The organism is Arthrobacter sp. GmRoot5-12 (assembly GCF_059739365.1).
Window position 1 is genome coordinate 3142625 of record NZ_AP046056.1, and the last position, 26380, is coordinate 3169004.

Annotated in this window: 22 protein-coding genes and 1 tRNA gene; 15 read left to right on the forward strand and 8 right to left on the reverse strand. The window is 65.4% G+C overall.

Annotation, left to right across the window (positions count from 1 at the left end):
- Positions 1-17 precede the first annotated feature (17 nt).
- Entirely contained in the window at positions 18-1541 is a 1524-nt protein-coding gene (locus AC6JAM_RS14515) for a DHA2 family efflux MFS transporter permease subunit (protein WP_018769108.1), read from the forward strand.
- Here AC6JAM_RS14515 and AC6JAM_RS14520 read toward each other — a convergent pair.
- From AC6JAM_RS14520 to AC6JAM_RS14540, 5 genes are all read right to left on the reverse strand, one after another.
- Complete coding sequence (locus tag AC6JAM_RS14520) at positions 1503-2219, reverse strand: GNAT family N-acetyltransferase (protein ID WP_497935167.1); 717 nt, start codon at positions 2217-2219, stop codon at positions 1503-1505. The genes AC6JAM_RS14515 and AC6JAM_RS14520 overlap by 39 nt on opposite strands.
- Before the next feature lie 27 nt (positions 2220-2246).
- Complete coding sequence (locus AC6JAM_RS14525; protein WP_018769110.1) at positions 2247-3272, reverse strand: ATP-dependent 6-phosphofructokinase; 1026 nt, start codon at positions 3270-3272, stop codon at positions 2247-2249.
- 238 nt (positions 3273-3510) lie between these two features.
- Complete coding sequence (locus tag AC6JAM_RS14530) at positions 3511-3768, reverse strand: PspC domain-containing protein (protein ID WP_018769111.1); 258 nt, start codon at positions 3766-3768, stop codon at positions 3511-3513.
- Between the two features lie 3 nt (positions 3769-3771).
- Entirely contained in the window at positions 3772-4029 is a 258-nt protein-coding gene (locus AC6JAM_RS14535) for a hypothetical protein (protein WP_018769112.1), read from the reverse strand.
- Position 4030: 1 nt separating this feature from the next.
- Positions 4031-5695, reverse strand: coding sequence for a PspC domain-containing protein (locus tag AC6JAM_RS14540; protein ID WP_497935168.1), 1665 nt, complete (start codon positions 5693-5695; stop codon positions 4031-4033).
- 125 nt (positions 5696-5820) lie between these two features.
- Here AC6JAM_RS14540 and AC6JAM_RS14545 point away from each other — a divergent pair, with 125 nt between their 5' ends.
- On the forward strand, positions 5821-7188 hold the full coding sequence (locus tag AC6JAM_RS14545; RefSeq protein ID WP_488315824.1) for an ATP-binding protein: 1368 nt from the start codon (positions 5821-5823) through the stop codon (positions 7186-7188).
- A complete protein-coding gene (locus tag AC6JAM_RS14550) occupies positions 7185-7874 on the forward strand; it encodes a LuxR C-terminal-related transcriptional regulator (RefSeq protein WP_018769115.1) in 690 nt (229 codons plus the stop codon). The genes AC6JAM_RS14545 and AC6JAM_RS14550 overlap by 4 nt, the downstream gene beginning before the upstream one ends.
- Positions 7875-8029: 155 nt before the next feature.
- Here the strand turns inward: AC6JAM_RS14550 and AC6JAM_RS14555 are convergent, their stop codons facing one another.
- Positions 8030-9247: a pyridoxal phosphate-dependent aminotransferase gene (locus AC6JAM_RS14555; protein ID WP_018769116.1), complete on the reverse strand. Its 1218-nt coding sequence runs from the start codon at positions 9245-9247 to the stop codon at positions 8030-8032.
- A gap of 276 nt (positions 9248-9523) precedes the next feature.
- On the opposite strand from AC6JAM_RS14555, the gene AC6JAM_RS14560 reads away from it, so the two are divergent.
- The 9 genes from AC6JAM_RS14560 to rplL all read left to right on the forward strand — a co-directional run bounded on the left by AC6JAM_RS14560 (position 9524) and on the right by rplL (position 16034).
- A tRNA-Trp gene (locus AC6JAM_RS14560) sits at positions 9524-9596 on the forward strand.
- An 82-nt stretch (positions 9597-9678) separates the two neighbouring features.
- Positions 9679-9963 (forward strand): preprotein translocase subunit SecE, encoded by a 285-nt coding sequence (gene secE / locus AC6JAM_RS14565; protein WP_056388913.1) that lies wholly within the window; start codon positions 9679-9681, stop codon positions 9961-9963.
- A gap of 115 nt (positions 9964-10078) precedes the next feature.
- On the forward strand, positions 10079-10897 hold the full coding sequence (gene nusG, locus AC6JAM_RS14570; RefSeq protein ID WP_018769118.1) for a transcription termination/antitermination protein NusG: 819 nt from the start codon (positions 10079-10081) through the stop codon (positions 10895-10897).
- Between the two features lie 128 nt (positions 10898-11025).
- On the forward strand, positions 11026-11457 hold the full coding sequence (gene rplK / locus AC6JAM_RS14575; protein ID WP_003803853.1) for a 50S ribosomal protein L11: 432 nt from the start codon (positions 11026-11028) through the stop codon (positions 11455-11457).
- Positions 11458-11635: 178 nt separating this feature from the next.
- Complete coding sequence (gene rplA, locus AC6JAM_RS14580; RefSeq protein WP_018769119.1) at positions 11636-12343, forward strand: 50S ribosomal protein L1; 708 nt, start codon at positions 11636-11638, stop codon at positions 12341-12343.
- 132 nt (positions 12344-12475) lie between these two features.
- The gene (locus tag AC6JAM_RS14585; RefSeq protein ID WP_497935169.1) at positions 12476-13573 is read left to right on the forward strand and encodes a GNAT family N-acetyltransferase; all 1098 of its coding nucleotides are present in this window, start codon (positions 12476-12478) and stop codon (positions 13571-13573) included.
- A 7-nt stretch (positions 13574-13580) separates the two neighbouring features.
- Positions 13581-14699 (forward strand): GNAT family N-acetyltransferase, encoded by a 1119-nt coding sequence (locus AC6JAM_RS14590; RefSeq protein ID WP_223992301.1) that lies wholly within the window; start codon positions 13581-13583, stop codon positions 14697-14699.
- A 297-nt stretch (positions 14700-14996) separates the two neighbouring features.
- Positions 14997-15578, forward strand: a complete 582-nt coding sequence (gene rplJ / locus AC6JAM_RS14595) for a 50S ribosomal protein L10 (RefSeq protein ID WP_018769122.1) — start codon at positions 14997-14999, stop codon at positions 15576-15578.
- 78 nt (positions 15579-15656) lie between these two features.
- On the forward strand, positions 15657-16034 hold the full coding sequence (gene rplL, locus AC6JAM_RS14600; protein WP_018769123.1) for a 50S ribosomal protein L7/L12: 378 nt from the start codon (positions 15657-15659) through the stop codon (positions 16032-16034).
- A gap of 72 nt (positions 16035-16106) precedes the next feature.
- On the opposite strand, the gene AC6JAM_RS14605 is transcribed toward rplL, so the two are convergent.
- The gene (locus AC6JAM_RS14605) at positions 16107-16604 is read right to left on the reverse strand and encodes an aminoacyl-tRNA deacylase (RefSeq protein ID WP_497935170.1); all 498 of its coding nucleotides are present in this window, start codon (positions 16602-16604) and stop codon (positions 16107-16109) included.
- The gene (locus AC6JAM_RS14610) at positions 16604-17803 is read right to left on the reverse strand and encodes an acetyl-CoA C-acetyltransferase (RefSeq protein ID WP_026265738.1); all 1200 of its coding nucleotides are present in this window, start codon (positions 17801-17803) and stop codon (positions 16604-16606) included. The genes AC6JAM_RS14605 and AC6JAM_RS14610 overlap by 1 nt, the downstream gene beginning before the upstream one ends.
- A 255-nt stretch (positions 17804-18058) precedes the next feature.
- Here AC6JAM_RS14610 and AC6JAM_RS14615 point away from each other — a divergent pair, with 255 nt between their 5' ends.
- The 3 genes from AC6JAM_RS14615 to AC6JAM_RS14625 all read left to right on the forward strand — a co-directional run bounded on the left by AC6JAM_RS14615 (position 18059) and on the right by AC6JAM_RS14625 (position 26371).
- Entirely contained in the window at positions 18059-18547 is a 489-nt protein-coding gene (locus tag AC6JAM_RS14615; protein WP_497935171.1) for a hypothetical protein, read from the forward strand.
- A gap of 311 nt (positions 18548-18858) precedes the next feature.
- Positions 18859-22368 (forward strand): DNA-directed RNA polymerase subunit beta, encoded by a 3510-nt coding sequence (gene rpoB / locus AC6JAM_RS14620; RefSeq protein WP_018769127.1) that lies wholly within the window; start codon positions 18859-18861, stop codon positions 22366-22368.
- Between the two features lie 103 nt (positions 22369-22471).
- Positions 22472-26371, forward strand: coding sequence for a DNA-directed RNA polymerase subunit beta' (locus AC6JAM_RS14625; RefSeq protein ID WP_223992294.1), 3900 nt, complete (start codon positions 22472-22474; stop codon positions 26369-26371).
- Positions 26372-26380: the final 9 nt, after the last annotated feature.

The following is a 26380-nucleotide window of genomic DNA, read 5'->3' on the forward strand; positions in this document are numbered from 1 at the left end:
TCCTGAAGGATGACCGAGTGGAAAACGTAGCAAAGCCCTGGCCGGCACTGTGGTCCCTGGTGATCGGGTTCTTCATGATCCTGATCGACACCACCATCGTGTCCGTGGCCAACCCCCGCATCATGGAGGGGCTGGACGCCGACATCAACTCGGTCATCTGGGTGACCAGCGCCTACCTGCTGGCCTACGCCGTCCCGCTGCTCATCACCGGCAGGCTGGGCGACAGGTTCGGGCCCAAGAAGCTCTACCTCTCCGGCCTGGTGGTCTTCACCCTCGCCTCGCTGTGGTGCGGCCTCTCAGGCGACGTCCGGATCCTGATCGCCGCCCGTGTCCTCCAGGGCCTTGGCGCCGCGATGATGACGCCCCAGACCATGGCCGTGATCACCCGGATCTTCCCGCCGGACCGCCGCGGCTCAGCCATGGCGGTCTGGGGCGCAACAGCGGGCATGGCGACGCTCGTCGGGCCCATCCTTGGCGGCGTCCTGGTGGACGGCCTGGGCTGGGAGTGGATCTTCTTCATCAACGTGCCCATCGGCGTCGTGGGCTTCATCCTGGCGCTGCGCAACGTCCCGGCCCTGAGCACCCATCCGCACCGCTTCGATATTCCCGGCGTCCTGCTGAGCGCCGTCGGGCTGTTCCTTCTGGTGTTCGGGATCCAGGAGGGCGAAACCTACAACTGGGGCACCATCACCGGGCCCATCAGCGTGTGGGGCCTGATAATCGCCGGCATCGTGGTGCTGGCTGTCTTCGTCCTGTGGCAGCGGTTCAACAAGGGCGAGCCGCTGCTGCCGCTGGCGCTGTTCCGGGACCGCAACTTCTCGCTGGCCAACATCGGGATCACCACCGTCGGCTTCACGGTGACCGCCTTCAGCCTGCCGCTGATCTTCTACTACCAGCTGGTCCGGGGCCTAACCCCCACACAGTCCGCCCTCATGATGGTGCCCATGGCACTGATCTCCGGCGGGCTTGCACCCGTGGTGGGCAAGCTGGTGGACCGCGTGAACCCGAAGTTCATCACGGCCACCGGGCTGGTGCTCATGGCGGTGGCGCTGCTGTGGAACTCGGTCCTGATGCAGCCGGATACGCCCATCCTGATGTTCCTGCTGCCCAGCGCCGTCCTGGGCTTCGCCAACGCCGGCATTTGGGCCCCGCTGAGCACCACTGCCACCAGGAACCTGCCGCCGCGCCAGGCGGGTGCCGGTTCGGGCGTGTACAACACCACCCGCCAGATCGGCGCGGTGCTGGGCAGTGCGGCCATCGCTGTGTTGATCCAGTCGCGGCTGGCCGCCGAGCTTCCCTCGGGAGGGCCGGGCGGGTCCGCCGGGGAAGGACTGGCAATGGGTGGCTCGCTGCCCGGGTTCCTGCACGCCGGATTCTCGACCGCGATGGGCCAGTCCATCCTGCTGCCCGCCGGAGTGATCCTGGTGGGGGCGGCGGTGGCACTGTTCTTCGCCAAGCCGCAGCCGGTCCAGGGCTGGGGGACGCAGGGCCAGGACCAGGCGTCAGCGAAGGTGGACGCTGGTCTGGATTCCGCCGGCTGAGAGGCCAAGCTGCCTGGCCAGTGCCAGGCAGCCGGTGTTGCTGACGTCCGCACGCCACTGCAGCGTCAGCCCGGCGGCGAGGGCCTCGTGCGCCGCGATGGACGCGGCCAGCGAGCCCAGGCCGCGCCGCCGCCATTCCGGGTTCACCAGTACGCCCATGTTGGCCAGCAGGCCCTCCCATTCGCCGTACGCACCGCAGGCCAGGGGCACGCGCCTGCCGTCCTGCTCATGCACGATGGTGTAGCGGTTTTCGAGGTCGGAGAGCCCCACTTCGTTGACGTCGTCCGGCGGGCAGCGGCCCTCCAGTTCAATGGCCTCCGGGTTCCCGTGCGAGACCGTGAGTTCCCCGGAGGGCTGCTGCAGCGGCAGGTCGTCGGCGAAGAACAGGGCGGCAGCGCCGAGCCCATGGCCGCCCCGGTCCCTGGTCAGTTTCAGCAGCGTGACGTGCTGGGCCATCTCCTCGTCCGGAATGTCCGTTGCGGCTTCGATGACGCTCTGCGGGCCCACCAGCGCGGAACTGCCAAACAACCGGACGAACTCGACGGTCCGGGCCGATTCGTCCGCCCGGACGATCCTTGCCCCGGAGACCAGGGCGTCCCCGAACGCGTCGTCGTCAAGGCCCAGCCGGCGTGCCCACGCCAGCTGGATGATGGCCGCTGAGCCGGGATCGAGTGTCATGGTCCCAGCCTAGGGCGGCCCACTGACTTAGCCGAACAGGACCGCGGCTTCGTCGTAGCGGTTTTGCGGGACGGTCTTCAGCTGGCCCAGGGCCTCTTCGAAGGCAACGTGCCGGATGTCGGTGCCCTTGAGCGCCACCATGGTGCCCCAGTAGCCTTCCACCACGGAATCGATGGCAGCCATGCCAAGCCGGGTGGCCAGGACCCGGTCGAAGGCCGACGGGACGCCGCCGCGCTGGATGTGGCCCAGGATGGTGGCGCGGGTTTCAATGCCGGTGCGTGCCTCCAGTTCGGGGGCGAGCTGGTCCGCGATGCCGCCCAGCCGGGGACGGCCGAAGGTGTCCAGGCCGCGCTCGGAGTGCGGGCTTTCCATGTGCTCGGGTACGAAGCCTTCGGCCACCACCACCAGGGGCGCGCGGCCACGATGATGGGCTTCCTTGACCCATTCGGTGATCTGCTCGATGCTGACCTTCTGCTCCGGTATCAGGATGGCGTGCGCGCCTGCGGCCATGCCGGCGTGCAGGGCGATCCAGCCCACGTGCCGGCCCATCACTTCGGCGATCATGCAGCGGTGGTGGGATTCGCCGGTGGTGCGGAGCCGGTCAATGGCTTCGGTGGCGATCTGCACGGCAGTGTCGAACCCGAAGGTGTAATCGGTGGCGTCAAGGTCGTTGTCAACGGTCTTGGGGACGCCGACGATCTTGAGTCCGGCGTCGGTCAGGCGCTTGGCGGCGGCGAGTGTTCCCTCACCACCGATGGCGATGATGGCGTCGATGCCCAGCCGGTCCATGTGGGCCTTGATGGCCTCCGGGCCGCCGCCGTTTTCGAACGGGTTGGTGCGGGAAGTGCCAAGGATGGTGCCGCCCTGCTTGGCGATGCCGCGGACCATGGTGCGGGGGATGTCGATGATGTCCCCCTCCACCACACCCCGCCATCCATCGCGGAATCCGACGAATTCCTGGCCGTGGACGGCGATGCCCTTAAGCACTGCGCCTCGGATCACGGCGTTCAGTCCGGGGCAGTCGCCACCGCTGGTGAGGATTCCAATTTTCATGTTCGGCTCAAATCCTGGAGAGAAGGTTTACAGGCAGAGCGCCACGCTGAGCTCACCTAGAAGTGTAATGGGGTGTGTGGGGTACGACACAAACCGGTTACATGGGGGTGCCCGGGCCGGGCAGTGCCGGGACAGGAAAGGCCCCTGCTGTCGGAGAGTGTCCGCGAAAGCAGGGGCCGTGGTCCTGGCCGATTTCTGGTGCCGGCGCCAGTGTGTCCGGCGCCGGCGACTTGGCTGGTCAGGGCCGGTTGAGCGACCGGCGGTCCAGGAACGTCTGGAGCAGGATCTCGTTGCGCTGGTCCGGGAGGATCACCCAGGCCAGGAGGTAGAAGATCACGGCAGGTCCGGGGAGCAGGCAGAACAGCAGGAATGCGATGCGGACGTAGGCGACGTCGACGTTGAGCTTGGCCGCGATGCCGCCCAGCACTCCGCCGAGCCACCGCTGTGGGCCGCGCTGCAGGCCAAGGCCCCTGACAATGCTGAAGAACTTATCCATGGTTCAAGACTTCCCTGTAGTTGATGCGTTGTCACGTTTGCGGGCTGAGAGCAGGCCGCCGGCCACCAGGGCCACACCTGCGCCGATCATGAGGCCGATCAGGACGTAGGTGCCATTGAGTGTCACGATGCCCAGCTGCGCCACGATGATGAGTGCGGCCAGCGCCAGGACGATCAGTCCCCACACCACCGTCCCCACCCTCGCCGGTGCCGGTCCGGCGGGGTCTTGGCCCGCCGTCGTCGGAATGTTGCTGCTGTCCATGTCAGTTGCCTTCCTGGATTGTGACGTTGCTGAACGTGCCGTCGATCCGCACCACCAGGTGGTTGCCGGGCTTGTCCGCGTTGTAGCTGCTTTCGCGGGTGGTGGTGCCGCCGCGCTGGCCGGTGGCCTCGTTAAGGTTTCCCATGGTCATGTCCGCCTTGATGTCGACGGGCAGGTTCTGCGGGATCACCACGGTCACGTTGCTGGCGGTGATGTCCAGGGGAACCACGACGTCGGACGTCAGGGGGGCGGTGGGTGACAGGCCCGTGAGGTCCACGGTGCCCCGCCCGGCGGTGATGTCGATGCCGCCGCGTGCCTCCTCAATGCTTGCCGGGTTCCAGTCCACCTGCTGGAAACGCATCCGGCCGTCGTCCAGCGTGTTGTAGATGCCGCCGGTAACCAGGGCGATTACGGCAAAGAGGCTCAGGACGCCGGAGGTGCGGCCGCGGAAACCCGCCACCAGGATGCCCAGGCCTAGCACTGCTGCCGCGCTGGCCCACACGATGGCGTTGGCGGAGCCGCCCAGGTCGATGATGTTTGCGGCATCCAGCGCCTTGAGGCCACCGCCCACTACCAGGGCCGAGCCCGTGGCGATGGCGACGGCGGGAGCGCCGGGGCCGGACGGCCGGGGCTTTGGCGGTTGCGGGGGCACCCACGGTGCGGGGTAGCTGCTTCCACCGGGAACGCCGCTGCCCGGCCCGCCTGTGCCCGGCCCGCCTGGGCCTGTGCTGCCTGAACCGGTGCCGTTTGGGCCGGCGGAGGTGCCTCCGACACCGGTTCCGATAGGAGTGCTGTGTCCGCCCGGGCCATAGATGCCGGTGGATGCTGAGCTGGTGGGGCCGCCGCTGTACCGCGGCGCCGCCGGGAAGCCGGGCGCCGGCCCGGAGGGCGTGCCTGCGGAGAACGACGAGGTGTAGTCCGCGCCCGGGCGTCCGGCCGGGTGGCCTGCGCCGGGGGCTGCCGGCGTGTGGCCGGCCATGGTGGGGTGGGACTTGTTGCGCTGGGAAAGGTAGTAGACCAAATAGATTGCGCCGGCCACCCAGAAGACGGTCCAGAGCAGTCCGCTGAGTCCGTTATGGCTCCAGCCCCAGAAGCCTCCGCCCAGGCCGGTGAGACCCAGGACCGTGGCAATCAGGGAGCCCGTCATGCCACTGGACCAACGTCCGGCGCCGGCTTCCTGGACGTGGATCCGGCCGTCCGGTTCCGGCAGGAACGCCCATGCCAGGCCATAGAAGAACACGCCAATGCCGGCCAGGAGGGTGAGGACAATGAAGGCGCCGCGGATGATGATCGGGTCCACGTTCAGCCGGTGGGCGATGCCGCTGCAGACGCCGCCGACCCAACGGTCGTTGCCCCGGTAAATGCCGTTGCTGCGGATCCAGCCGAAGAAGTCGGTGGAAGGAGTTGGGGCGGTGGGGCTGCTGCGGTAGGCATAGCCCTGGGTGTTATCAGCGGGATCAGGGCCCGGTCCGGCACCGGGATCAGCTGAGGGACCGGCGCCAAGACCGCCTGACCGGCCGGCCGCGGGACCGGCACCCGGGCCAACCTCAGGCTCCGGAGGCGTTGCAGGGGAGGACGGCAGCGGCTCCGTGGGCCGCTCGCTGTCGGATCCGGGGATGGCCCCGGCAGGGTGTTCGTCGTCAGGGGAGGGGGTCTGCGAGTTCATACCTCGATCCTCCCGTCCGGGCGGGTCGCCGCTCTACTGGGGGATACCCTGAACGGCCCCTGAGCTGTCCCCGGTAAGCGGCCGGATACGGTCCGGGCAACCCTGATCCGTGTTTGGATTGATCCATGACAACCCTCCCGGTGCGCCCGCCCCTGGCACGGAGCAGCGACCGTGTCATCGCCGGCGTCTGCTCCGGCCTCGCCGCGCACCTGGGCTGGCCGGTCAAGAATGTCCGGCTGGGCATGGTCCTCGCCTCCTTCGCCGGCGGGGCCGGCCTGGTCTTCTACGCATGGCTCTGGATCATGGTGCCCACCGCGGATGAGGCCGCGCGCCGCAACGCCCGCCGGCCGGCGTCGCCCATTGCTCCCGCCGTCAGCCAGCTGGGACCGGGCCAGCAGCAGCAGGCCCAGCCGGCGCAGGAGACGGCGTCCGACGGCGGAACACCAGCAGGTGCCGATGGGCCCGTTCCGGCCGGAGCGGGAGCCTCCGGAGAGCCCCCTTGGTTCCGGGCGCGCGGGATGCGGTACGGCAAGGAAATCCTGCTGGGCTGCGGGCTCCTGCTGGTGGCCGGCATCATGATTGCGCAGATGCTGGGCGTGGACGTGTCCCTGGGGACGCTGATCCCGGCTGCAGCTGTGCTGGGCGGCGCGTCGATCGCCTGGATGCAGCTGGATGAGACGCGCCGCGCAGGGCTGGTGGACAAGACCAAAGCGGACCAGGCCGGCGGGTGGGGCAGGCTCGCTGCAGGACTGGCGCTGGTGGTGGCAGGGGTCCTGGTGATGGTGTCCGGCTCGGGCTCCTGGGAACAGACCTGGCTGGCGCTGTTGGCGTCCGTGGCCGTCCTGGGCGGCGTGGTGCTGGTCCTGTTGCCGTGGGCGCTGAAGTTCTGGCGGGACCTGGAATCGGAACGAGCCGGCCGGATCCGGGAGACGGAACGGGCGGAGATCGCTGCCCACCTCCACGATTCCGTGCTGCAGACACTGGCCCTGATCCAGCGGCGCGCCGGCAACGAGCATGACGTGGTCCGCCTGGCCCGTGCCCAGGAACGCGAGCTGCGCGGCTGGCTGTTCCAGGACCCCGGCCGTGAAAGCGGTCAGCTTTCAGACCGGATCAAGGCTGTTGCGGCGGAGGTGGAGGACCTGCTTGGCAACGCCGTGGAGGTGGTCACCGTGGGTGACGCCGCCATGACCGAGGCGCACGAAGCAATGGTCCAGGCAAGCCGGGAGGCCATGCTCAACGCCTCGCGGCACGGCGGCGGAACCGTCTCGGTCTACCTTGAGGCATCGGACGGGCAGGCTGAGATCTTCATCAAGGACAGGGGACCCGGTTTCCAGCTGGGGGACGTCCCGGCGGACCGCCTCGGTATCAGGGAATCGATCATCGGCAGGATGAAACGGCATGGCGGCTCGGCGGCCATCCTCAGCACGGGGGATGGTACCGAGGTCCGCCTGAGGCTGCCGGCTGCAGCAGAACACGCGGAAGGAAAATCATGAACACGACCCAGGGGACAAGTACCGGAAGCGCCCGGCCGGCAAACTCCGTGAGGGTGGTCATCGTGGACGATCACGCCATCTTCCGGTCCGGGCTGAAAGCTGACCTCGACGCCGGCATCCAGGTGGTGGGGGAGGCCGCCACCGTTGAACAGGCCATTGCCGTGATCGCCCAGCAGCGGCCCGACGTCGTTCTTCTCGATGTCCACCTGCCCGGAGGACTGGGCGGCGGCGGCCGGGAAGTCATCGCCGGCTCCGCCGCGCTCCTGTCCACCACCCGTTTCCTGGCATTGAGCGTCTCCGACGCTGCGGAGGACGTGGTGGCCGTCATCCGCGCCGGTGCCCGCGGATACGTCACCAAGACCATCTCCGGTGCCGAGATCACCGACGCCGTGTTCCGGGTGGCCGGCGGCGACGCGGTCTTCTCCCCACGCCTTGCCGGGTTCGTCCTGGACGCCTTCGGCACCGCTCCTGCGGATATTGCCGATGACGAGCTGGACAAGCTCTCCGCCCGGGAACTTGAGGTCATGCGCCTCATCGCCCGCGGCTACAGCTACAAGGAGGTGGCCAAGGAGCTCTTCATCAGCATCAAGACGGTGGAGACCCACGTGTCAGCCGTGCTGCGCAAGCTCCAGCTCTCAAGCCGCCACGAACTGACCAAGTGGGCAGCCGAGCGCCGCCTCCTCTAGACGCCCCATCAGATCCTGCGCCTTAAACCCAAACGCCCCATCATCTTTCGGGCCTTAAAACCAAACGCCCCATCAGATCCTGCGCCTTAAACCCAAACGCCCCATCACCAGGTGATGGGGCGTTTGGGTTGTTCCTGCGGAAGGTGATGGAGCGACTACTGGGCCTTGCCCAGGAAGTCCTGCAGGCGCTGGACGCCCGTGGCGAGGTCGTCGTCGCCCAGGGCGTAGGACAGGCGCAGGTAGCCCGAGGGGCCGAAGGCTTCGCCGGGAACCACTGCCACCTCAACCTCGTCAAGGATGAGCGAGGCCAGTTCCGCGGAGGTCTGCGGCGTGGCCGTACCGGACGCGGTCGGGAATTCCTTGCCCAGCAGGGCACGGACGTCCGCGTACACGTAGAAGGCGCCCTTCGGCGTCGGGCATTCCACTCCGTCGATCGCGTTCAGTCCTGCCACGATCGCCTTGCGCCGGCGGTCGAACGCAACCTTCATTTCGTCCACGGCGGTCAGCGGACCCGACACGGCGGCGAGGGCGGCGATCTGCATGATGTTGGACACGTTGGAGGTGGCGTGCGACTGCAGGTTGGTGGCAGCCTTGATGACGTCGGCCGGGCCGATCATCCAGCCCACGCGCCACCCGGTCATGGCGTACGTCTTGGCAACGCCGTTGAGGATGACCACCTTGTCGCCCAGTTCGGGGGCCGCGGTGGCGATCGACGTGAACGGCACGCCGTCGTAGGTCAGGTGCTCATAGATTTCGTCCGTGACCACCCACAGGCCCTTGGCGGCGGCCCACTTGCCGATTTCCGCCACCTGCTCAGGGGAGTAGACGGCGCCGGTGGGGTTCGACGGCGAGACGAACAGCAGGATCTTGGTGCGGTCCGTCACGGCTGCTTCGAGCTGTTCGACGGTCACCAGGTAGTCCTGTTCGGGGCCGGCGAAAACCTCCACGGGGACGCCGCCGGCGAGCCGGATAGCCTCCGGGTATGTGGTCCAGAACGGGGTGGGAACGATGACTTCGTCGCCCGGATCCACCAGGGTGGCGAAGGTGTTGTAGACGGCCTGCTTGCCGCCGTTGGTGACCAGGACCTGGGAGGGGTCCACCTGGTAGCCGGAATCGCGGAGGGTCTTCTCGGCGATGGCCTTCTTCAGCTCGGGCAGGCCGCCGGCGGGGGAGTAGCGGTGGAACTTGGGCTGCCCCGCAGCCTCGATTGCCGCCTGCACGATGTAGTCCGGGGTGGGGAAGTCGGGTTCACCCGCGCCGAAGCCAATAACGGGCCGGCCAGCTGCCTTCAGCGCCTTGGCCTTGGCATCGACGGCCAGGGTTGCGGATTCGGCAATTGCGGAAATGCGTTGGGAAACGCGGGCGGCAGACATGGCAGGTCCGTTCTTCGCTTGCAGCCGGGTGGCTGGAATGTGGGATTCGACGAGTTCTACTCTATGCTGTTCACCGGACCCTCCGGGGAGCCGGTTTTGATTTATGACTGCCCTGCGCAGAACCTTTCAGGCCGGACTTCGGACGGACCGGGCCGGGCTGGTTTTACCTACGCGAAGTTCTTGCGTAGACTGGTTCACCGGTGTTGAAACACGGATGATGACGTGCGCCCCAGTTCAAGCTGGTGTTGGGTCGTCAAAGAGTGGAATTCACTCCATAGGGTAGTGGCGCAATTGGTAGCGCAGCGGTCTCCAAAACCGCAGGTTGCAGGTTCGAGTCCTGTCTGCCCTGCGCAAGCTGCTCCGGGCGAAAGCCCGGGGCAGGCGCAGCAACCATGGTTCTGATCAGGGCCGGGTAATCCACCATTGCAAAGATGAGCGAGGACCAGGTGACCGAAACAGCTGCCAGCAGCTCCAAGGGCCGCCCAGCTAAGAAGGAAGCCAAGGCAAACTTCTTCGCCCGCATTGCACTCTTTGTCCGCCAGATTATCGGCGAACTGAAGAAGGTTGTTGCCCCCACCCGCAAGGAACTGATCAACTACACGCTCGTGGTGCTGGTGTTCGTGGCCATCATGATGGTCATCGTCAGCCTGCTGGACATTGGTTTCGGAACCGCTGTCAGCTGGATCTTCGGCGGTACCGGCCCCAAGGACAGCTAAGGCTGCACAGTCCGCAGGCCGCGTGTTCCATCCGGAAAACCGGAAGGGATGCGCCGGTGTGCGGGATTGAGCCATTTAAATAGGCATGTTAGGCAATGAGGAAGCAGGAGACCAAGTGTCTGAGCAGGAGCTCGAGGTAACCGAGACGGGGCTGGAAGAATCCCCGGACGTCACGGCAGAAGCCGGTGAAGAGTCCGAGGTTGAGTCCTCCACGCCCGAATCCGACGACGCCGCCTCCGACGTGGTAGTTGCTGCCGAAGGCGATGCATCAGACGCTGACGGGGAAGACGAGTCCGCCGACGCCCTCGCCGCCGCGGCAGCAGCTGCAGCCGTGGATCCCGCTGAGGAGTTCAAGGCCAAGCTGCGCCGCCAGGAAGGTGACTGGTACGTCATCCACTCGTACGCAGGTTACGAAAACCGCGTGAAGGCCAACCTTGAAACCCGCATCCAGACCCTGGACATGGAAGATTACATCTTCGAAATCCAGGTGCCCATGGAAGAAGTCGTGGAGATCAAGAACGCCCAGCGCAAGGTGATCAACCGCGTCCGCATCCCCGGCTACGTCCTGGTCCGCATGGACCTGACCGACGCCTCCTGGGGCGCCGTCCGCCACACCCCCGGCGTCACCGGATTCGTGGGCAACGCCCACAACCCGGTCCCGCTGCGCCTTGACGAGGTCTTCTCCATGCTCGCCCCTGTCTTCGAAGAGGAACAGGCCGAGAAGGGCAAGCCGGTCAACAAGCAGAACCAGGCTCCCGTGGCCGTCGACTTCGAGGTCGGTGAATCCGTCATCGTCAAGGAAGGTCCCTTCGAGACCCTTCCCGCCACGATCTCCGAGATCAAGCCCGAGTCCCAGACCCTCGTGGTGCTGGTCTCCATCTTCGAGCGCGAAACGCCCGTCACCCTGGCGTTCAACCAGGTCACCAAGATCTGAGAATCCTAGAATTCGTCCCGGCGCCGCCCGCTTAGCTGCACCGGAACGGCCGGCCGCCTTGCCATGGCGGCCAAAAACCTGAGGCACGCTCCTGTGCCCCAGGACGTTATTGAGAGAAGGACCCTACATTGGCTCCCAAGAAGAAGGTCACCGGCCTCATCAAGCTGCAGATCCAGGCAGGTGCCGCCAACCCGGCCCCGCCGATCGGTCCTGCGCTTGGCCAGCACGGTGTCAACATCATGGAATTCTGCAAGGCGTACAACGCTGCGACGGAAGCCCAGCGCGGAAACGTCATCCCCGTGGAAATCACGGTCTACGAAGACCGTTCCTTCACGTTCATTACCAAGACCCCGCCGGCTGCAGAACTCATCAAGAAGGCTGCAGGCGTCGCCAAGGGTTCAGCAACTCCGCACACCGTCAAGGTTGCCAAGCTGACCCAGGCCCAGGTCAACGAGATCGCCTCCACCAAGATGGAAGACCTCAACGCCACCAGCCTCGAAGGCGCAGCGAAGATCATCGCCGGCACCGCCCGCTCCATGGGCATCACCGTCGAGGGCTAACCACCCTTCCCGCTGTCCAGCGTCAGGTAGTTGACGACGACGGGCGGCACCGCCGGGACACCGGCACCAAACACATTGAAATGTTGGTCATCCGGGCCGGATAACGAACCGGATCACCGACTGTGGCAGGGCCCAGCGCGGTCCGCAGACCACAACTGCACAAGGAGAAATAAGCAGCATGGCAAAGCGCAGCAAAGCATATGAGGCAGCAGCCGCCAAGATCGACGCGGAGAAGCACTACGCGCCGTTCGAGGCAGTAACGCTGGCCAAGGACACCAACCCGTCCAAGTTCGACGCCACGGTTGAGGTTGCCTTCCGCCTCGGCGTTGACCCCCGCAAGGCCGACCAGATGGTCCGCGGCACCGTCAACCTGCCCCACGGCACCGGTAAGACGGCCCGCGTCCTGGTCTTCGCCACGGGCGACAAGGCTGAGGCCGCAATCGCAGCCGGCGCCGACTTCGTTGGTTCCGACGACCTGATCGAAAAGATCGCCGCCGGCTGGACCGACTTCGACGCCGCCGTTGCCACCCCTGACCTCATGGGCAAGGTTGGCCGCCTCGGTAAGGTCCTGGGTCCGCGTAACCTGATGCCGAACCCCAAGACGGGCACCGTGACCCCCGACGTCACCAAGGCCGTCAACGACATCAAGGGTGGAAAGATCGACTTCCGCGTCGACAAGCACTCCAACCTGCACTTCATCATCGGCAAGGTTTCCTTCGACGCCGTGAAGCTGGCCGAGAACTACGCAGCCGCACTGGAAGAGGTCCTTCGCCTCAAGCCGTCCGCATCCAAGGGCCGCTACATCCAGAAGGCCACCGTGGCCACCACGTTCGGCCCGGGCATCTCCGTTGACCCCAACGTCACCAAGGTGCTCACCGAGGCGTAAATCCTCAGCAGCGTCCCGTGCCTTCCGGCACTTCTGAAGGGACCGTCCGGCTACCAGCCGGGCGGTCCCTTCAGGCGTTAAACGCCGCTTGCGCACCCTCGACAGCCGTCCACGGCTGGCTACGCTTGGGGAATGACGCAGCCGAACGCCCTGGTGATTTCCGCCGTCGTTGTTCCTCCGTCAACCGAGGGCGGCAGCGACTTTCAGGACTTCAACGACTGCCGGTCAATGCGGGAAGCGCACGAACTGCAGACATGGGGCGACCTTGACCGTGGCTACACCTACGCGGAGGAGGTGGAACACTGGCGCGGCACCGCATACGAGGCGCGGCACCTCTTTGTCGCCCGGCTGGGCAAGGAACCGGTGGGCATGTGTTCGGTGACGCTGCCCCTGCGGGAGAACACCGCCACGGCAGGGATCAACGTCCTGGTGGCGCCGGCCTTCCGGCGGCGCGGGCTGGGGCGGCGGCTCCTTGACCACGCGGAGAAGGTGGCCCGCGCCAACAACCGGACGTCGCTGGATGGCTACTTTGAACTCCCTGCCCGCCTGGTGGATGACGCGGGTCCGCTGGTACCTGCCATGTCGGGGGCCGGGGGACTTCCTTTGGCTGACCCGGCCACCTCCTTCGCCCTGTCCGCCGGGTACCGGCTGGAACAGGTGGAGCGTTCCAGCCGGCTCGCCCTCCCCGTTCCGGGACAACTGCTGGCGCGGTTGGAGGCTGATGCCCTCAGCCACGCCCGCGATTATGGGCTGACGGCCTGGGACGTGCACTGTCCGGACCCGTTGATCGCCCAGTACGCCGCCCTGCGGGCACAAATGAGCACCGATGCGCCCACCGCCGGGATGGACTGGGAATGCGAGGACTGGGACGCCGCCCGCGTGCGGGACGATGAGCAGGTGCTGGCCAGGAGCGGCGTGCACTCATCCGTGGCGGCGGCCCTGCACCGCCGCACCGGTGAGCTGGTGGCCTATACCGTCCTGACCTGGCGGCCGCTGGTGCCGGGGTCGCTGCTCCAGCAGGACACCCTGGTGTCGGAGGAACACCGCGGCCACCGGCTGGGCATGCTGGTCAAGGTGGCCAACCTCCGCCGCGCACAGGAAAAGTGGCCCCGGGCGCGCTCGGTCCTGACATGGAATGCCAGCGAAAACCAGCATATGCTGGCGATAAATACCGCACTTGGATTCAGGCCCGCTGGCTATGAAGGTGAGTGGCAGAAACGGCTGGGATGATGCCCGAATGGCAATAGACGTAAAGATCGAGCAGCTTTGGATCCCCGACTCACTGGACACCCCCGACGCAGCGGACTTCCTTGCCGCCGTCGAAGTCGGCCGCAAGGTGCGGATGGCCACGTGGGGCAGCGACGATCTGGCTTACGGTCCACTGGAGAAGCTGCTTGAGTTCGCGGATCCGTATGAGCGCCAGCTGATCCTCGTGGCCAAGGTGGATGGCACCATTGTGGGAACGGTGGACATTGCACTGCCGCTGACTGACCACCTGGACCTCGCCGAACTCACTTTGGACATCCTCCCCGAGTACCAGCGGCAGGGCGTGGGACGGCGGCTGCTGGAGGCAGCCGAACAACTGGCAAGGGGGGAAGGGCGCAGCATGATCCTGGTGGACACCAACCACCCCGGCGCGTCCCTGTCTGAGTTTGAACAGGCCCTGCTGGTTCCCGGTACCGGCCAGGGGTTCGTGCCGCTGGAGAGCCGCGAAGTGGAGTTCGCGCAGAAGACCGGATACACGCTGCAGCACATCGAGCAGTTCAGCTCCTGCCGCTTGCCGCTGGACAGCAAGCTGGTGGCGGACCTCCAGGCTGAGGCCGACGAAGCAAACAACGGCAGGTACAGGCTGCACCACTGGACCGACCGCTGCCCGGAACGCTGGCTGGAGGCCGTGGCCGTCCTGGAAAACCAGGCCGGGGCCGATTTGGATCCCTCGCTGGACGCGCCCGTTGAGCAGGAGATGGTGTTCGACGGCGGCATCCTGCGGGAGGCGGAGGACGTCGCCATCGCGCAGGGCCGCAGAACGGTGGTCACCGCCGTCGAGCACATCGCCACCGGAGCCCTGGTGGGACTGACCACCATCACCGTGCTGGCGCACCGGGCCGACGTCGTGTTCCAGGACGACACCCTGGTGCTGCAGGAACACCGCGGCAACAAGCTGGGCCTGCTGATTAAGGTGGCCAACATGGAGCGGCTCAGCGAGCAGTTTCCTGACGCCCGCATCATCTACACCTGGAACGCGCCGGAGAACCGGTACCTCCTGACCGTCAACAGGCAGCTCGGATTCCAGACGGCCGGGGTCACCGGGATCTGGCAAAAGGAGCTCCCCACGTTGCACGCCAGTACCAGCTGAGTCCCCGATTTGGCGGACCGGCAACGCCTCGCGTAAGCTGGGAGTACCAAAGACCGTCGGTTGTTGGAAATCCACTCTCCTGAACATGGCTCAACTCTGTAGTTGTGCTCCGGGGACCACAGTGGTTTTCCGGACGAAGGACCCTCAACGCAGGGCGGCCGGCGCAGGTGAACGAAGCAAAGCTCCGCGGTACAGCCGTGTTGAGCCAAGCCCCGTGCATCTGCGCGGGGCGTTTTTAGTTTTAGCTCTCTTGAGCGGGGACCGTCGAATACCGGCACTATCCCCGGAAGGAGGGTTATGGCAACGCCTACCAAGGTTTCAGCAGTAGCTGAGATCACTAACGATTTCAAGGAATCGAACGCCGCTGTCCTGACCGAATACCGCGGGCTCACCGTTGCACAGCTCAAGCAGCTGCGTGTTTCTCTCGGCCAGGACACCAAGTTCGCGGTCGTCAAGAACACCCTGACCGCCATTGCAGCCAAGGAAGCCGGCGTCGAAGCATTCGACGGCCAGCTTGCCGGCCCCACTGCAATCGCGTTCATCAAGGGTGACGCAGTTGCCGCTGCCAAGAGCCTGACGGATTTTGCCAAGGCCAACAAGCAGCTGGTCATCAAGACCGGTTACTTCGAGGGCAAGGCGCTGGACGCCACCGAGGTTGCCGCACTTGCTGCCCTCGAGTCCCGTGAGCTGCAGCTCGCCAAGGTTGCAGGTGTCCTCAAGGCACCGGCCGCCGCAGCTGCACGCATCATCGACGCACTGCGCCTCAAGCTTGAAGAAGAGAACGGTGCACCGGCAGCTGCCGAAGCGCCCGCCGCTGAAGAAGCCCCCGCCGCTGAAGCTGAAGCTGCCGCTGAAGCTCCCGCTGCCGAAGAGAACTGATTCTCTTACCCCCACCAGACTCCGGTGCCACTCAGGCCATGCGCCATTGCGGACACCACAACAGGAAGGACGCCTACCATGGCGAAGCTCAGCAACGAAGAGCTCATTGAAGCTTTCAAGGAACTGACCATCATCGAGCTCTCCGAGTTCGTCAAGCTCTTCGAAGAGACCTTCGAAGTTACCGCCGCTGCTGTTGCAGTTGCCGGCCCCGCCGGTGGCGGAGCTGCTGAAGAGGTTGAAGAGAAGACCGACTTCGACGTCATCCTCGAAGCTGCCGGCGACAAGAAGATCGCAGTCATCAAGGAAGTTCGCGCCATCACCTCCCTCGGCCTCAAGGAAGCCAAGGACCTGGTTGACGGTGCCCCCAAGGCTGTCCTCGAAGGCGCCAACAAGGAAGCTGCCGAGAAGGCCAAGGAGCAGCTCGAGGCTGCAGGCGCCACCGTTACCCTCAAGTAACAACGCCTTTTCCTCAGGAAACCCCGTCCACTCCGGTGGGCGGGGTTTCCTGCTTTAAACGGGTCTCCCGCGTTACGCGGGGTCGCTGATATCCGCCACAACCGCGTCCAGGGCTGCGGTCAGGGCATCGGCGTCAACGAACGCACTGTAGCCATGGGCGCCGGCCCCCATGGAGATCCGTCGCCCAGTGATCGTGGCATCGGCATAGACCGGCCAGGCGGTGGTGCTCCCCAGCGGAGTGATCGCGCCCCGCTCATAGCCGGTTGCCTCCAGCGCGGCAGCGGCGGGCGGGAGGGACAGCTTATTGACGCCTACCAGGGCGCGGAGCTTGGGCCAGGAGATCTGCCGGTCGCCCGGGACCAGGGCGAACAAAAAGGTGCCGTCCTTGTGCTTGACCACCAGGGATTTGACGATGTCGGCCGGGCTGATGCCCAGGATGCCGGCTGCCTCTTCGAGGCTCTTTGCTGCCGGGCGCTGCACCACGTCAACCTGCAGGCCGCGGGCCGCGGCGTCGGCCAGGAAGCGTTCCCGTCCGACGCCGTCCGTTCCGTTTCCGGATGCGCCCGCCATCAGTCGCGGTACAGCAGGAGGGCCTCGCCCTGCCCGCCCCCGCCGCAGAGGGACACGGCGGCTTTGCCCGTTCCGCGCCGTTTCAGCTCATGGGCCGCATGGGCCGCCAGCCGTGCGCCCGAGGCCCCGATCGGATGTCCCAGCGCGATGGCACCGCCGTGTATGTTGCACTTTTCCAGGGGGTAGTCCAGGTCCTTCAGAGACTGTACCGCCACGGACCCGAAGGCCTCGTTGATCTCGATGAAGTCAAGGTCCGCAGTGCTCCACCCGGCCTTGCCCAAGGCGTTCATGATGGCGTTTGACGGCTGGGAATGCAGCGAGTTGTCAGGGCCGGCCACCTGTCCCGGCTTTCCCACCACGGCCAGGTACTCCAGCCCGTTCTCCTCCGCGTAGCCTCGGGATGCGAGCACCAGGGCGGCGGCGCCGTCGGACAGGGGAGAGGAGTTACCGGCGGTGATGGTGCCATCGGTGACGAACGCTGCGCGCAGGCCTGCCAGCGACTCCACCGAGGTGTTGGGGCGGACGCCCTCGTCGGAATCCACCACCAGGGGCTCGCCCTTGCGCTGCTTCACACTGATGGGTGCGATCTCGCCGTCGAACGTTCCGTTCTTTGCCGCCAGCGCCGCCCGCTGGTGGGACTGGGCGGCAACGTTGTCCTGCGACGTGCGGTCAATGCCCAGCGTGAGGTTCCGTGTTTCCGTGGACAGGCCCATGGACTGGCCGTCGAAGGCATCGGTCAAGCCGTCATGGGCGGCAGCGTCCAGCGCCTGGATGGAGCCGTACGTCCATCCTTGGCGGGACCCCGGGAGCAGGTGCGGCGCCCGGCTCATCGACTCCTGGCCGCCGGCCACCACCACCGCGGCCTCGCCGGCACGGATCATCCGGGCGGCGTCGATCACCGCCGTCAGGCCTGAAAGACACACCTTATTGACTGTGACCGCGGGGACGTTCCAGCCGATGCCGGCGCCGACGGCGCTCTGCCGCGCTGGATTCTGCCCCGCACCGGCCTGAAGCACCTGGCCCATGATCACGGCCTCCACGTCGCCGGTGCCGACGCCGCTGGATTCCAGTGCGGCTTTGATGGCGTGGGCGCCAAGGTCCACGGCGGTGAGACTCGAGAGCTGGCCGTTGATCCGGCCCTGCGGAGTCCGTGCTGCCCCGAGGATGACAACGTCACTGTTGTCGGGAGAGTTGCCCATGGTTTTCACTTTCAGTCCAGTTCCGGTGTAAGCCACCAAGGCTATCGTGACCCTGGTCACCCAACTATTCAAACGCTGGAACCCCTATGTGCATTCCTGAATCAGTTCGTTCCACACGCGGCAGGGGAGAGGTACCCATCGGCAGCGTTGTGCACGACGGCGGCCTCTTGCGTAGGGTGGACGGCGAGGCTTTGCAGGGGCACATGCTTTGCAGGGGGACAGATGGTCCGGAGCCGGGACGGACGGAGCGACACAGTGAAGACGACATCTATCGCGGCAGCCACGGCCGCCACGGCCTTACTGGCGGGCGGAATGATGGCAGGCTGCTCGGTGTCCACCCCGGCGCCGGCGGAATCGGTCCAGTCGACCGCATCGCCGGAGCAGACCCGGGATGCGGCCGGAAGCGGCCCCCTGGCCACCGACGGCACAAGCCAGGGTGCCAGGGCAGGCGGAACCCGGGAAGCCTGCGAGCTCTTCAACAGGCTGGTGGCGGATTACTCCTCTGTTTCACCCACTGATTCCAAGGGCTATGAGGACGTGTACCTGAAGGCCCAGGACGCCAAGGACACTGTCTCCGGGGATCTGCAGGGACTGTTTGCCTCCCTGAGCCTGCTGGCCATCGACCACTCATCCGCGGCGGAGGCCGGAGCCAAGCCGGCGCCGGAGTCCCAGGACGCGGTGCGGGACGCCGTCTTCGCCAACTCCGCGGCTTGCACGGCGGCGGGCGTCACGCTCAGGCTCTAGCATCCGGGGGGGGCGCCCTAGGGGTCCCCAAAAATCAGGTGCTTGCAATCCGGCCGGATGTGGGGTAGACACGTAGATTATTTTGCCGTATCGTAGATATTTGCGTCTTCCCTGTTTACCTTCAGCCTTCATATAGCGGTGGGCTTTGCCTGGCAGCTGGCAATCAACGTGCCGTAACAACGGTCACAGCATAGTCAGTATCAGGTCCCGGGTCATATAGCGGAACCGGATGGTAGCGCTGCGGAGTCACTCCGCAGGGTGCACAGCGGGGGAGATCTGAAAACGCCTGAAGGTCTGTGGAAGGATCCCTCTTGGTCGCCTCGAGCACCTCTAATAACGAAACCGCTAACACTGCCGACAGCACTGATGGTGCCACTCGCCGGCTCTCATTCGCAAAGATTCACGAACCTCTTGACGTTCCGAATCTGCTTGCCCTGCAGACGGACAGCTTTGACTGGCTGGTCGGCAATGAGCGCTGGCAGGCACGCGTGGCAAAGGCTGTCGAAGAAAACGATCTCAGCGTCGCCACCACGTCCGGCCTGTCGGACATCTTCGAAGAGATCTCCCCGATCGAGGATTTCCAGGGCACTATGTCCCTGAGCTTCTCCGATCCGGAGTTCGCTGACCCCAAGTACACCATGGCCGAATGCAAGGACCGGGACGCAACGTACTCGGCTCCGCTGTACGTCAAGGCCGAGTTCATGAACAACAACACGGGCGAAATCAAGCAGCAGACCGTGTTCATGGGTGACTTCCCGCTGATGACCGAGAAGGGCACCTTTGTCGTCAACGGCACCGAGCGTGTCGTCGTCTCCCAGCTGGTCCGTTCCCCGGGCGCCTACTTCGAGCGCGCCGCTGACAAGACCAGCGACAAGGACATCTTCACCGCGAAGATCATCCCGTCCCGCGGTGCCTGGTTTGAGCTCGAGATCGACAAGCGCGACCAGGTCGGCGTCCGCCTCGACCGCAAGCGCAAGCAGTCCGTCACCGTCCTGCTGAAGGCCCTTGGCTGGACAGAAGGCCAGATCCTCGAAGAGTTCGGCCAGTACGACTCCATGCGGGCAACCCTGGAGAAGGACGCCACCGAGACCCGCGAAGACGCCCTGCTGGACATCTACCGCAAGCTGCGTCCGGGCGAGCCGCCCACCGTCGAGGCTGCCCAGTCCCTGCTGGACAACCTGTACTTCAACTCCAAGCGCTACGATCTGGCCAAGGTTGGCCGCTACAAGATCAACCGCAAGCTGGGCATCGACCGCTCCCTTGGCGACAAGGAAGCTTCTGTCCTGCACGTTGAAGACATCGTTGCCATGATCAAGTTCCTCGTCGCGCTGCACGCCGGCGAGAAGACCATCAAGGGCACCCGCGATGGCCAGGAAGTGGACCTGCGCGTCGAAATCGACGACATCGACCACTTCGGTAACCGCCGCATCCGCGCCGTTGGCGAGCTCATCGAGAACCAGGTCCGCACGGGCCTGTCCCGCATGGAGCGCGTTGTCCGCGAGCGTATGACCACCCAGGACGTCGAGGCCATCACGCCGCAGACCCTGATCAACATCCGCCCCGTGGTCGCAGCCATCAAGGAGTTCTTCGGAACCTCCCAGCTGTCGCAGTTCATGGACCAGAACAACCCGCTCTCGGGCCTGACCCACAAGCGCCGCCTGTCGGCCCTTGGCCCCGGTGGTCTGTCCCGTGACCGCGCAGGCATGGAAGTCCGTGACGTGCACCCGTCCCACTACGGACGTATGTGCCCCATCGAAACCCCTGAAGGCCCCAACATCGGCCTGATCGGTTCGCTGGCATCCTACGGACGCATCAACCCGTTCGGGTTCATCGAAACCCCGTACCGCCTGGTCAAGGACGGCGTCGTGTCCGACGACGTCCAGTACCTGACAGCCGACGACGAGGCCGAGGTCCTGATCGCCCAGGCCAACGCGCCGCTGGACGAGAACAACAAGTTCGCTGAAGACACCGTGCTGGTCCGTGCCCGTGGTGGTGGGGGCGAGCCCGTTCTGGTTCCGGCCGCGGACGTTGAGTTCATGGACGTCTCCCCGCGCCAGATGGTGTCCGTGGCTACCGCCCTGATCCCGTTCCTGGAGCACGACGACGCCAACCGCGCACTCATGGGTGCCAACATGCAGCGCCAGGCTGTGCCGCTGGTCCGTTCCGAGGCCCCGTTCGTGGGCACCGGCATGGAGCGCGCTGCCGCCGTCGACGCCGGTGACGTTGTCATCGCCAAGAAGGCCGGTGTGGTCACCGAGGTTTCCGCCGAGCTCGTCATCATGCTCAACGACGACGGCACCGAGACCAATTACCGCATCAACAAGTTCGCCCGCTCCAACCAGGGCAACTGCTACAACCACCGCGTCCTGGTGAACGAAGGCCAGCGCCTGGAAGTTGGCGGCATCATCGCCGACGGCCCGGCAACGGACCAGGGCGAGCTCGCACTGGGCAAGAACCTGCTCGTGGCATTCATGTCATGGGAAGGCCACAACTTCGAGGACGCCATCATCCTCTCGCAGCGCATCGTTGCCGAGGACGTCCTTTCCTCCATCCACATCGAGGAGCACGAGATCGATGCCCGCGACACCAAGCTTGGTGCCGAGGAGATCACCCGTGACATCCCCAACGTGTCCGAGGAAGTCCTTGCAGGCCTGGACGAGCGCGGCATCATCCACATCGGTGCCGAGGTTGAAGCAGGGGACATCCTGGTTGGAAAGGTCACCCCGAAGGGTGAAACCGAACTGACCCCGGAAGAGCGCCTGCTGCGCGCCATCTTCGGTGAGAAGTCCCGCGAAGTCCGCGACACCTCCCTGAAGGTGCCCCACGGCGAGTCCGGCACCGTCATCGGCGTCCGCGTCTTCGACCGCGACAACGACGACGAGCTGCCCCCGGGCGTGAACCAGCTGGTCCGCGTCTACGTGGCCGCCAAGCGCAAGATCACCGACGGCGACAAGCTCGCCGGCCGCCACGGCAACAAGGGTGTTATCTCCAAGATCCTCCCCGTTGAGGACATGCCCTTCCTTGCCGACGGCACCCCCGTTGACATCGTCCTGAACCCGCTGGGTGTTCCGGGCCGTATGAACGTGGGCCAGGTGCTCGAAACCCACCTTGGCTGGGTTGCCAAGACCGGTTGGAAGATCGAAGGCGAGCCGGAGTGGGTCAAGCAGCTGCCGAACCTGCCGCGCGAGAGTGGTCCCACCACTGTTGCGACGCCGGTGTTCGACGGTGCCCGCGAAGAGGAAATCACGGGCCTGCTGGATTCCACCAACGTGACCCGCGATGGTGAGCGCCTGATCAACTCCTCCGGCAAGACCCGCCTGTTTGACGGCCGCTCCGGCGAGCCGTTCCCGGATCCGATCTCGGTCGGCTACATGTACATCCTGAAGCTCCACCACCTGGTGGACGACAAGATCCACGCACGCTCCACCGGCCCGTACTCCATGATCACGCAGCAGCCGCTGGGTGGTAAGGCACAGTTCGGTGGCCAGCGCTTCGGTGAAATGGAAGTGTGGGCGCTCGAAGCTTACGGCGCCGCCTACACGCTCCAGGAACTCCTCACGATCAAGTCGGATGACATCCACGGTCGTGTGAAGGTCTACGAAGCGATCGTCAAGGGCGAGAACATCCCCGAGCCGGGCGTTCCCGAATCCTTCAAGGTCTTGATCAAGGAAATGCAGTCGCTGTGCCTGAACGTGGAAGTCCTTTCCACGGACGGAACCACAATTGAAATGCGTGACTCTGATGACGCAGTCTTCACGGCTGCGGAGGAACTGGGCATCGATCTGTCTCGCGCAGAGCCCAGCTCCGTAGAAGAGGTCTAGCAGGAGGTTTGCGACGGCGGGTGACCACCCGCCGTCGTACGCCCCCTCCCTCATCCCGCACCAAGACTTCAGAATTTAGAGAACAAGAGAGAACAGGGACCATATGTCCAGCGAATCCTCCTTCGGCCTCATGCAGATCGGCCTCGCCACCGCGGAAGACATCCGCGGCTGGTCGTACGGCGAGGTTAAGAAGCCGGAAACCATCAACTACCGCACGCTCAAGCCCGAGAAGGACGGCCTCTTCTGCGAGAAGATCTTCGGCCCGTCCCGGGACTGGGAATGCTACTGCGGCAAGTACAAGCGCGTGCGCTTCAAGGGCATCATCTGTGAGCGCTGTGGCGTTGAAGTCACCCGCGCCAAGGTCCGCCGTGAGCGCATGGGCCACATCGAACTGGCCGCCCCCGTCACGCACATCTGGTACTTCAAGGGTGTTCCGTCCCGCCTGGGCTACCTCCTTGACCTGGCCCCGAAGGACCTCGAAAAGGTCATCTACTTCGCCGCCTACATGATCACCAGCGTCGACGAAGCTGCCCGCCACGAGGAACTGCCCAACCTGCAGGTTGAGCACGACATCGAGAAGAAGCAGCTGATCGACAACCGCGATGCCGACATCGCCGCGATCGCCCGCGACCTCGAAGGCGAAATCGCACGCCTCGAAGGCGAAGGCGCCAAGGCTGCCGACAAGAAGAAGGCCCGCGACTCCGCCGACCGCCAGATGGCCAACGTGCGCAAGCGTGCCGACGCCGACATCGAGCGCCTCGAGCAGGTCTGGGACCGCTTCAAGAACCTGAAGGTCGCCGACCTCGAAGGTGACGAAGGCCTGTACCGCGAACTGCGGGACCGCTACGGCATGTACTTCGAGGGCTCCATGGGTGCCGAAGCCATCAAGAAGCGCCTTGAGAACTTCGACATGCAGGCCGAATCCGACCTGCTGCGCGACGTCATCGCCAACGGCAAGGGCCAGCGCAAGACCCGCGCCCTCAAGCGCCTGAAGGTGGTCAACGCGTTCCTGACCACCAACAACAGCCCGCTTGGCATGGTCCTCGACGCCGTCCCGGTGATCCCGCCGGAACTGCGGCCCATGGTCCAGCTGGACGGTGGCCGCTTCGCGACCTCCGACCTCAACGACCTGTACCGCCGCGTGATCAACCGCAACAACCGCCTCAAGCGCCTGCTTGACCTGGGTGCTCCGGAGATCATCGTCAACAACGAGAAGCGCATGCTTCAGGAAGCTGTTGACAGCCTCTTCGACAACGGCCGCCGCGGCCGTCCGGTCACCGGACCGGGTAACCGTCCGCTGAAGTCCCTGAGCGACATGCTCAAGGGCAAGCAGGGCCGTTTCCGCCAGAACCTCCTCGGCAAGCGCGTCGACTACTCCGGCCGTTCGGTCATCGTCGTCGGCCCGCAGCTGAAGCTGCACCAGTGCGGCCTGCCCAAGCAGATGGCCCTGGAGCTCTTCAAGCCGTTCGTGATGAAGCGCCTGGTTGACCTCAACCACGCCCAGAACATCAAGTCGGCCAAGCGGATGGTGGAGCGCTACCGCCCGCAGGTCTGGGACGTGCTCGAAGAGATCATCACCGAACACCCGGTGCTGCTCAACCGTGCACCTACCCTGCACCGCCTGGGCATCCAGGCGTTCGAGCCGCAGCTTGTCGAAGGCAAGGCAATCCAGCTGCACCCGCTGGTTTGTGGCGCGTTCAACGCCGACTTCGACGGCGACCAGATGGCAGTGCACCTGCCGCTGAGCCCCGAGGCGCAGGCTGAGGCCCGCATCCTGATGCTGTCCTCGAACAACATCCTGAAGCCCTCCGACGGACGCCCGGTCACCCTGCCTTCGCAGGATATGATCATCGGCCTTTACCACCTGACCACAAAGCGTGTCGGTTCAGCCGGCGAAGGCCGCATCTTCGGTTCGGTTTCGGAAGCCATCATGGCGTTCGATGCCCGCGAGCTGCACCTGAACTCGCAGGTCAAGATCCGCCTCGAAGGCTTCGTGCCCTACGCCGGCTGGGAAGCTCCGGAAGGCTGGGAGCCGGGTCAGCCCGCACTCGTCCAGACCTCCCTGGGCCAGGTCCTCTTCAACGAGACCCTGCCCGAGGACTACCCCTGGGTTGAGGCTGTTGCCGACAAGGGCGAACTGTCCCGCATCGTCAACGACCTTGCCGAGCGCTACCCGAAGGTCGTCACCGCAGCAACGCTGGACAACCTGAAGGATGCCGGTTTCTACTGGGCCACCCGTTCGGGCGTCACCGTCGCCATCTCCGACATCGAGGTCCCGGCCGCCAAGCCGGAAATCCTTGCCGGGTACGAAGAGCGGGCCGCCAAGATCCAGGGCCAGTACGACAAGGGCCTGATCGACGACGACGAGCGCCGCCAGGAACTGATCGAGATCTGGAACAAGGCCACCAACGACATCGCCTCGGTGATGCGCGAAAGCCTGTCCCCGATGAACACCATCAACCGCATGGTGTCCTCAGGTGCACGTGGTAACTGGATGCAGGTCCGCCAGATCGCGGGTATCCGTGGCCTGGTGGCCAACCCGAAGGGTGAGATCATCCCGCGCCCCATCAAGTCCTCCTACCGTGAGGGCCTGTCGGTGCTGGAATACTTCATCGCCACGCACGGTGCCCGTAAGGGCCTGGCCGATACCGCTCTGCGTACCGCCAACTCGGGTTACCTGACCCGTCGTCTGGTGGACGTCTCGCAGGACGTCATCGTCCGTGAAGAAGACTGCGGCACCGAGCGTGGCCTGGTCACGCCGATCGCCGTCGCCGACTCCAACGGTGAGCTCGTCCTGGACGAGAACGTCGAGAACAGCGCCTACGCACGTACGCTGGCCGTCGACGTCGTTGACTCCGAGGGCAACGTCCTCGCAGCCGCCGGCACCGACTGCGGCGACGTCGTCATCGCCGAGCTCTTCAAGGCAGGCATCACTGAGGTCAAGGTCCGTTCCGTGCTCACCTGTGAGTCCAGCGTGGGCACCTGCGCCCTGTGCTACGGCCGTTCGCTGGCCACCGGCAAGACCGTGGACATCGGCGAGGCCGTGGGCATCATCGCCGCACAGTCCATCGGTGAACCCGGTACCCAGCTGACCATGCGTACGTTCCACACCGGTGGTGCAGTTTCCGCCGGTGGTGGCGACGACATCACCCAGGGTCTGCCCCGTATCCAGGAGCTCTTCGAAGCCCGTACTCCGAAGGGTGTCGCCCCGATTGCTGAAGCAGCCGGCCGCATCACCATCGAAGAGTCCGAGCGCCAGATGCGCCTGGTCATCACCCCGGATGACGGAACGGAAGAGATCGCTTACCCGGTCCTGCGCCGTTCACGCCTGCTGATCGAAGACGGCGACCACGTCTCCGTCGGACAGAAGCTGATCAACGGCCCGGTGGACCCCAAGCAGGTCCTGCGCATCATGGGTCCGCGTGCGGCACAGAAGTTCCTGGTGGACGAGGTCCAGGGCGTGTACCGCAGCCAGGGCATCGGTATCCACGACAAGCACGTCGAGGTTATCGTCCGCCAGATGCTGCGCCGCGTCACGGTCATCGAGTCCGGCGAATCGGACCTGCTGCCCGGCGAGCTCGCCGAGCGCAGCCGGTTTGAGGAAGCGAACCGCCGCGTTGTGTCCGAGGGCAAGACTCCGGCTTCCGGACGTCCGGAGCTCATGGGCATCACCAAGGCGTCGCTGGCCACCGAGTCCTGGTTGTCCGCAGCTTCCTTCCAGGAGACCACCCGCGTCCTGACGCAGGCGGCCATGGAAGGCAAGAGCGATCCGCTGCTGGGCCTGAAGGAGAATGTCATCATCGGTAAGCTGATCCCGGCCGGCACGGGCCTCCCGCGCTACACCGAGGTCACCGTCGAGCCCACTGAGGAAGCAAAGGCCAACCTGTTCACCGGCCCCAGCGCATTCAGTGACTTCTCGTACGACACCCTGGGCGGTGACGGAGCTCCCGAGTTCCACGCCATCCCGCTGGATGACTACGACCTGGGCAACGACTTCCGGTAACCAACTCCG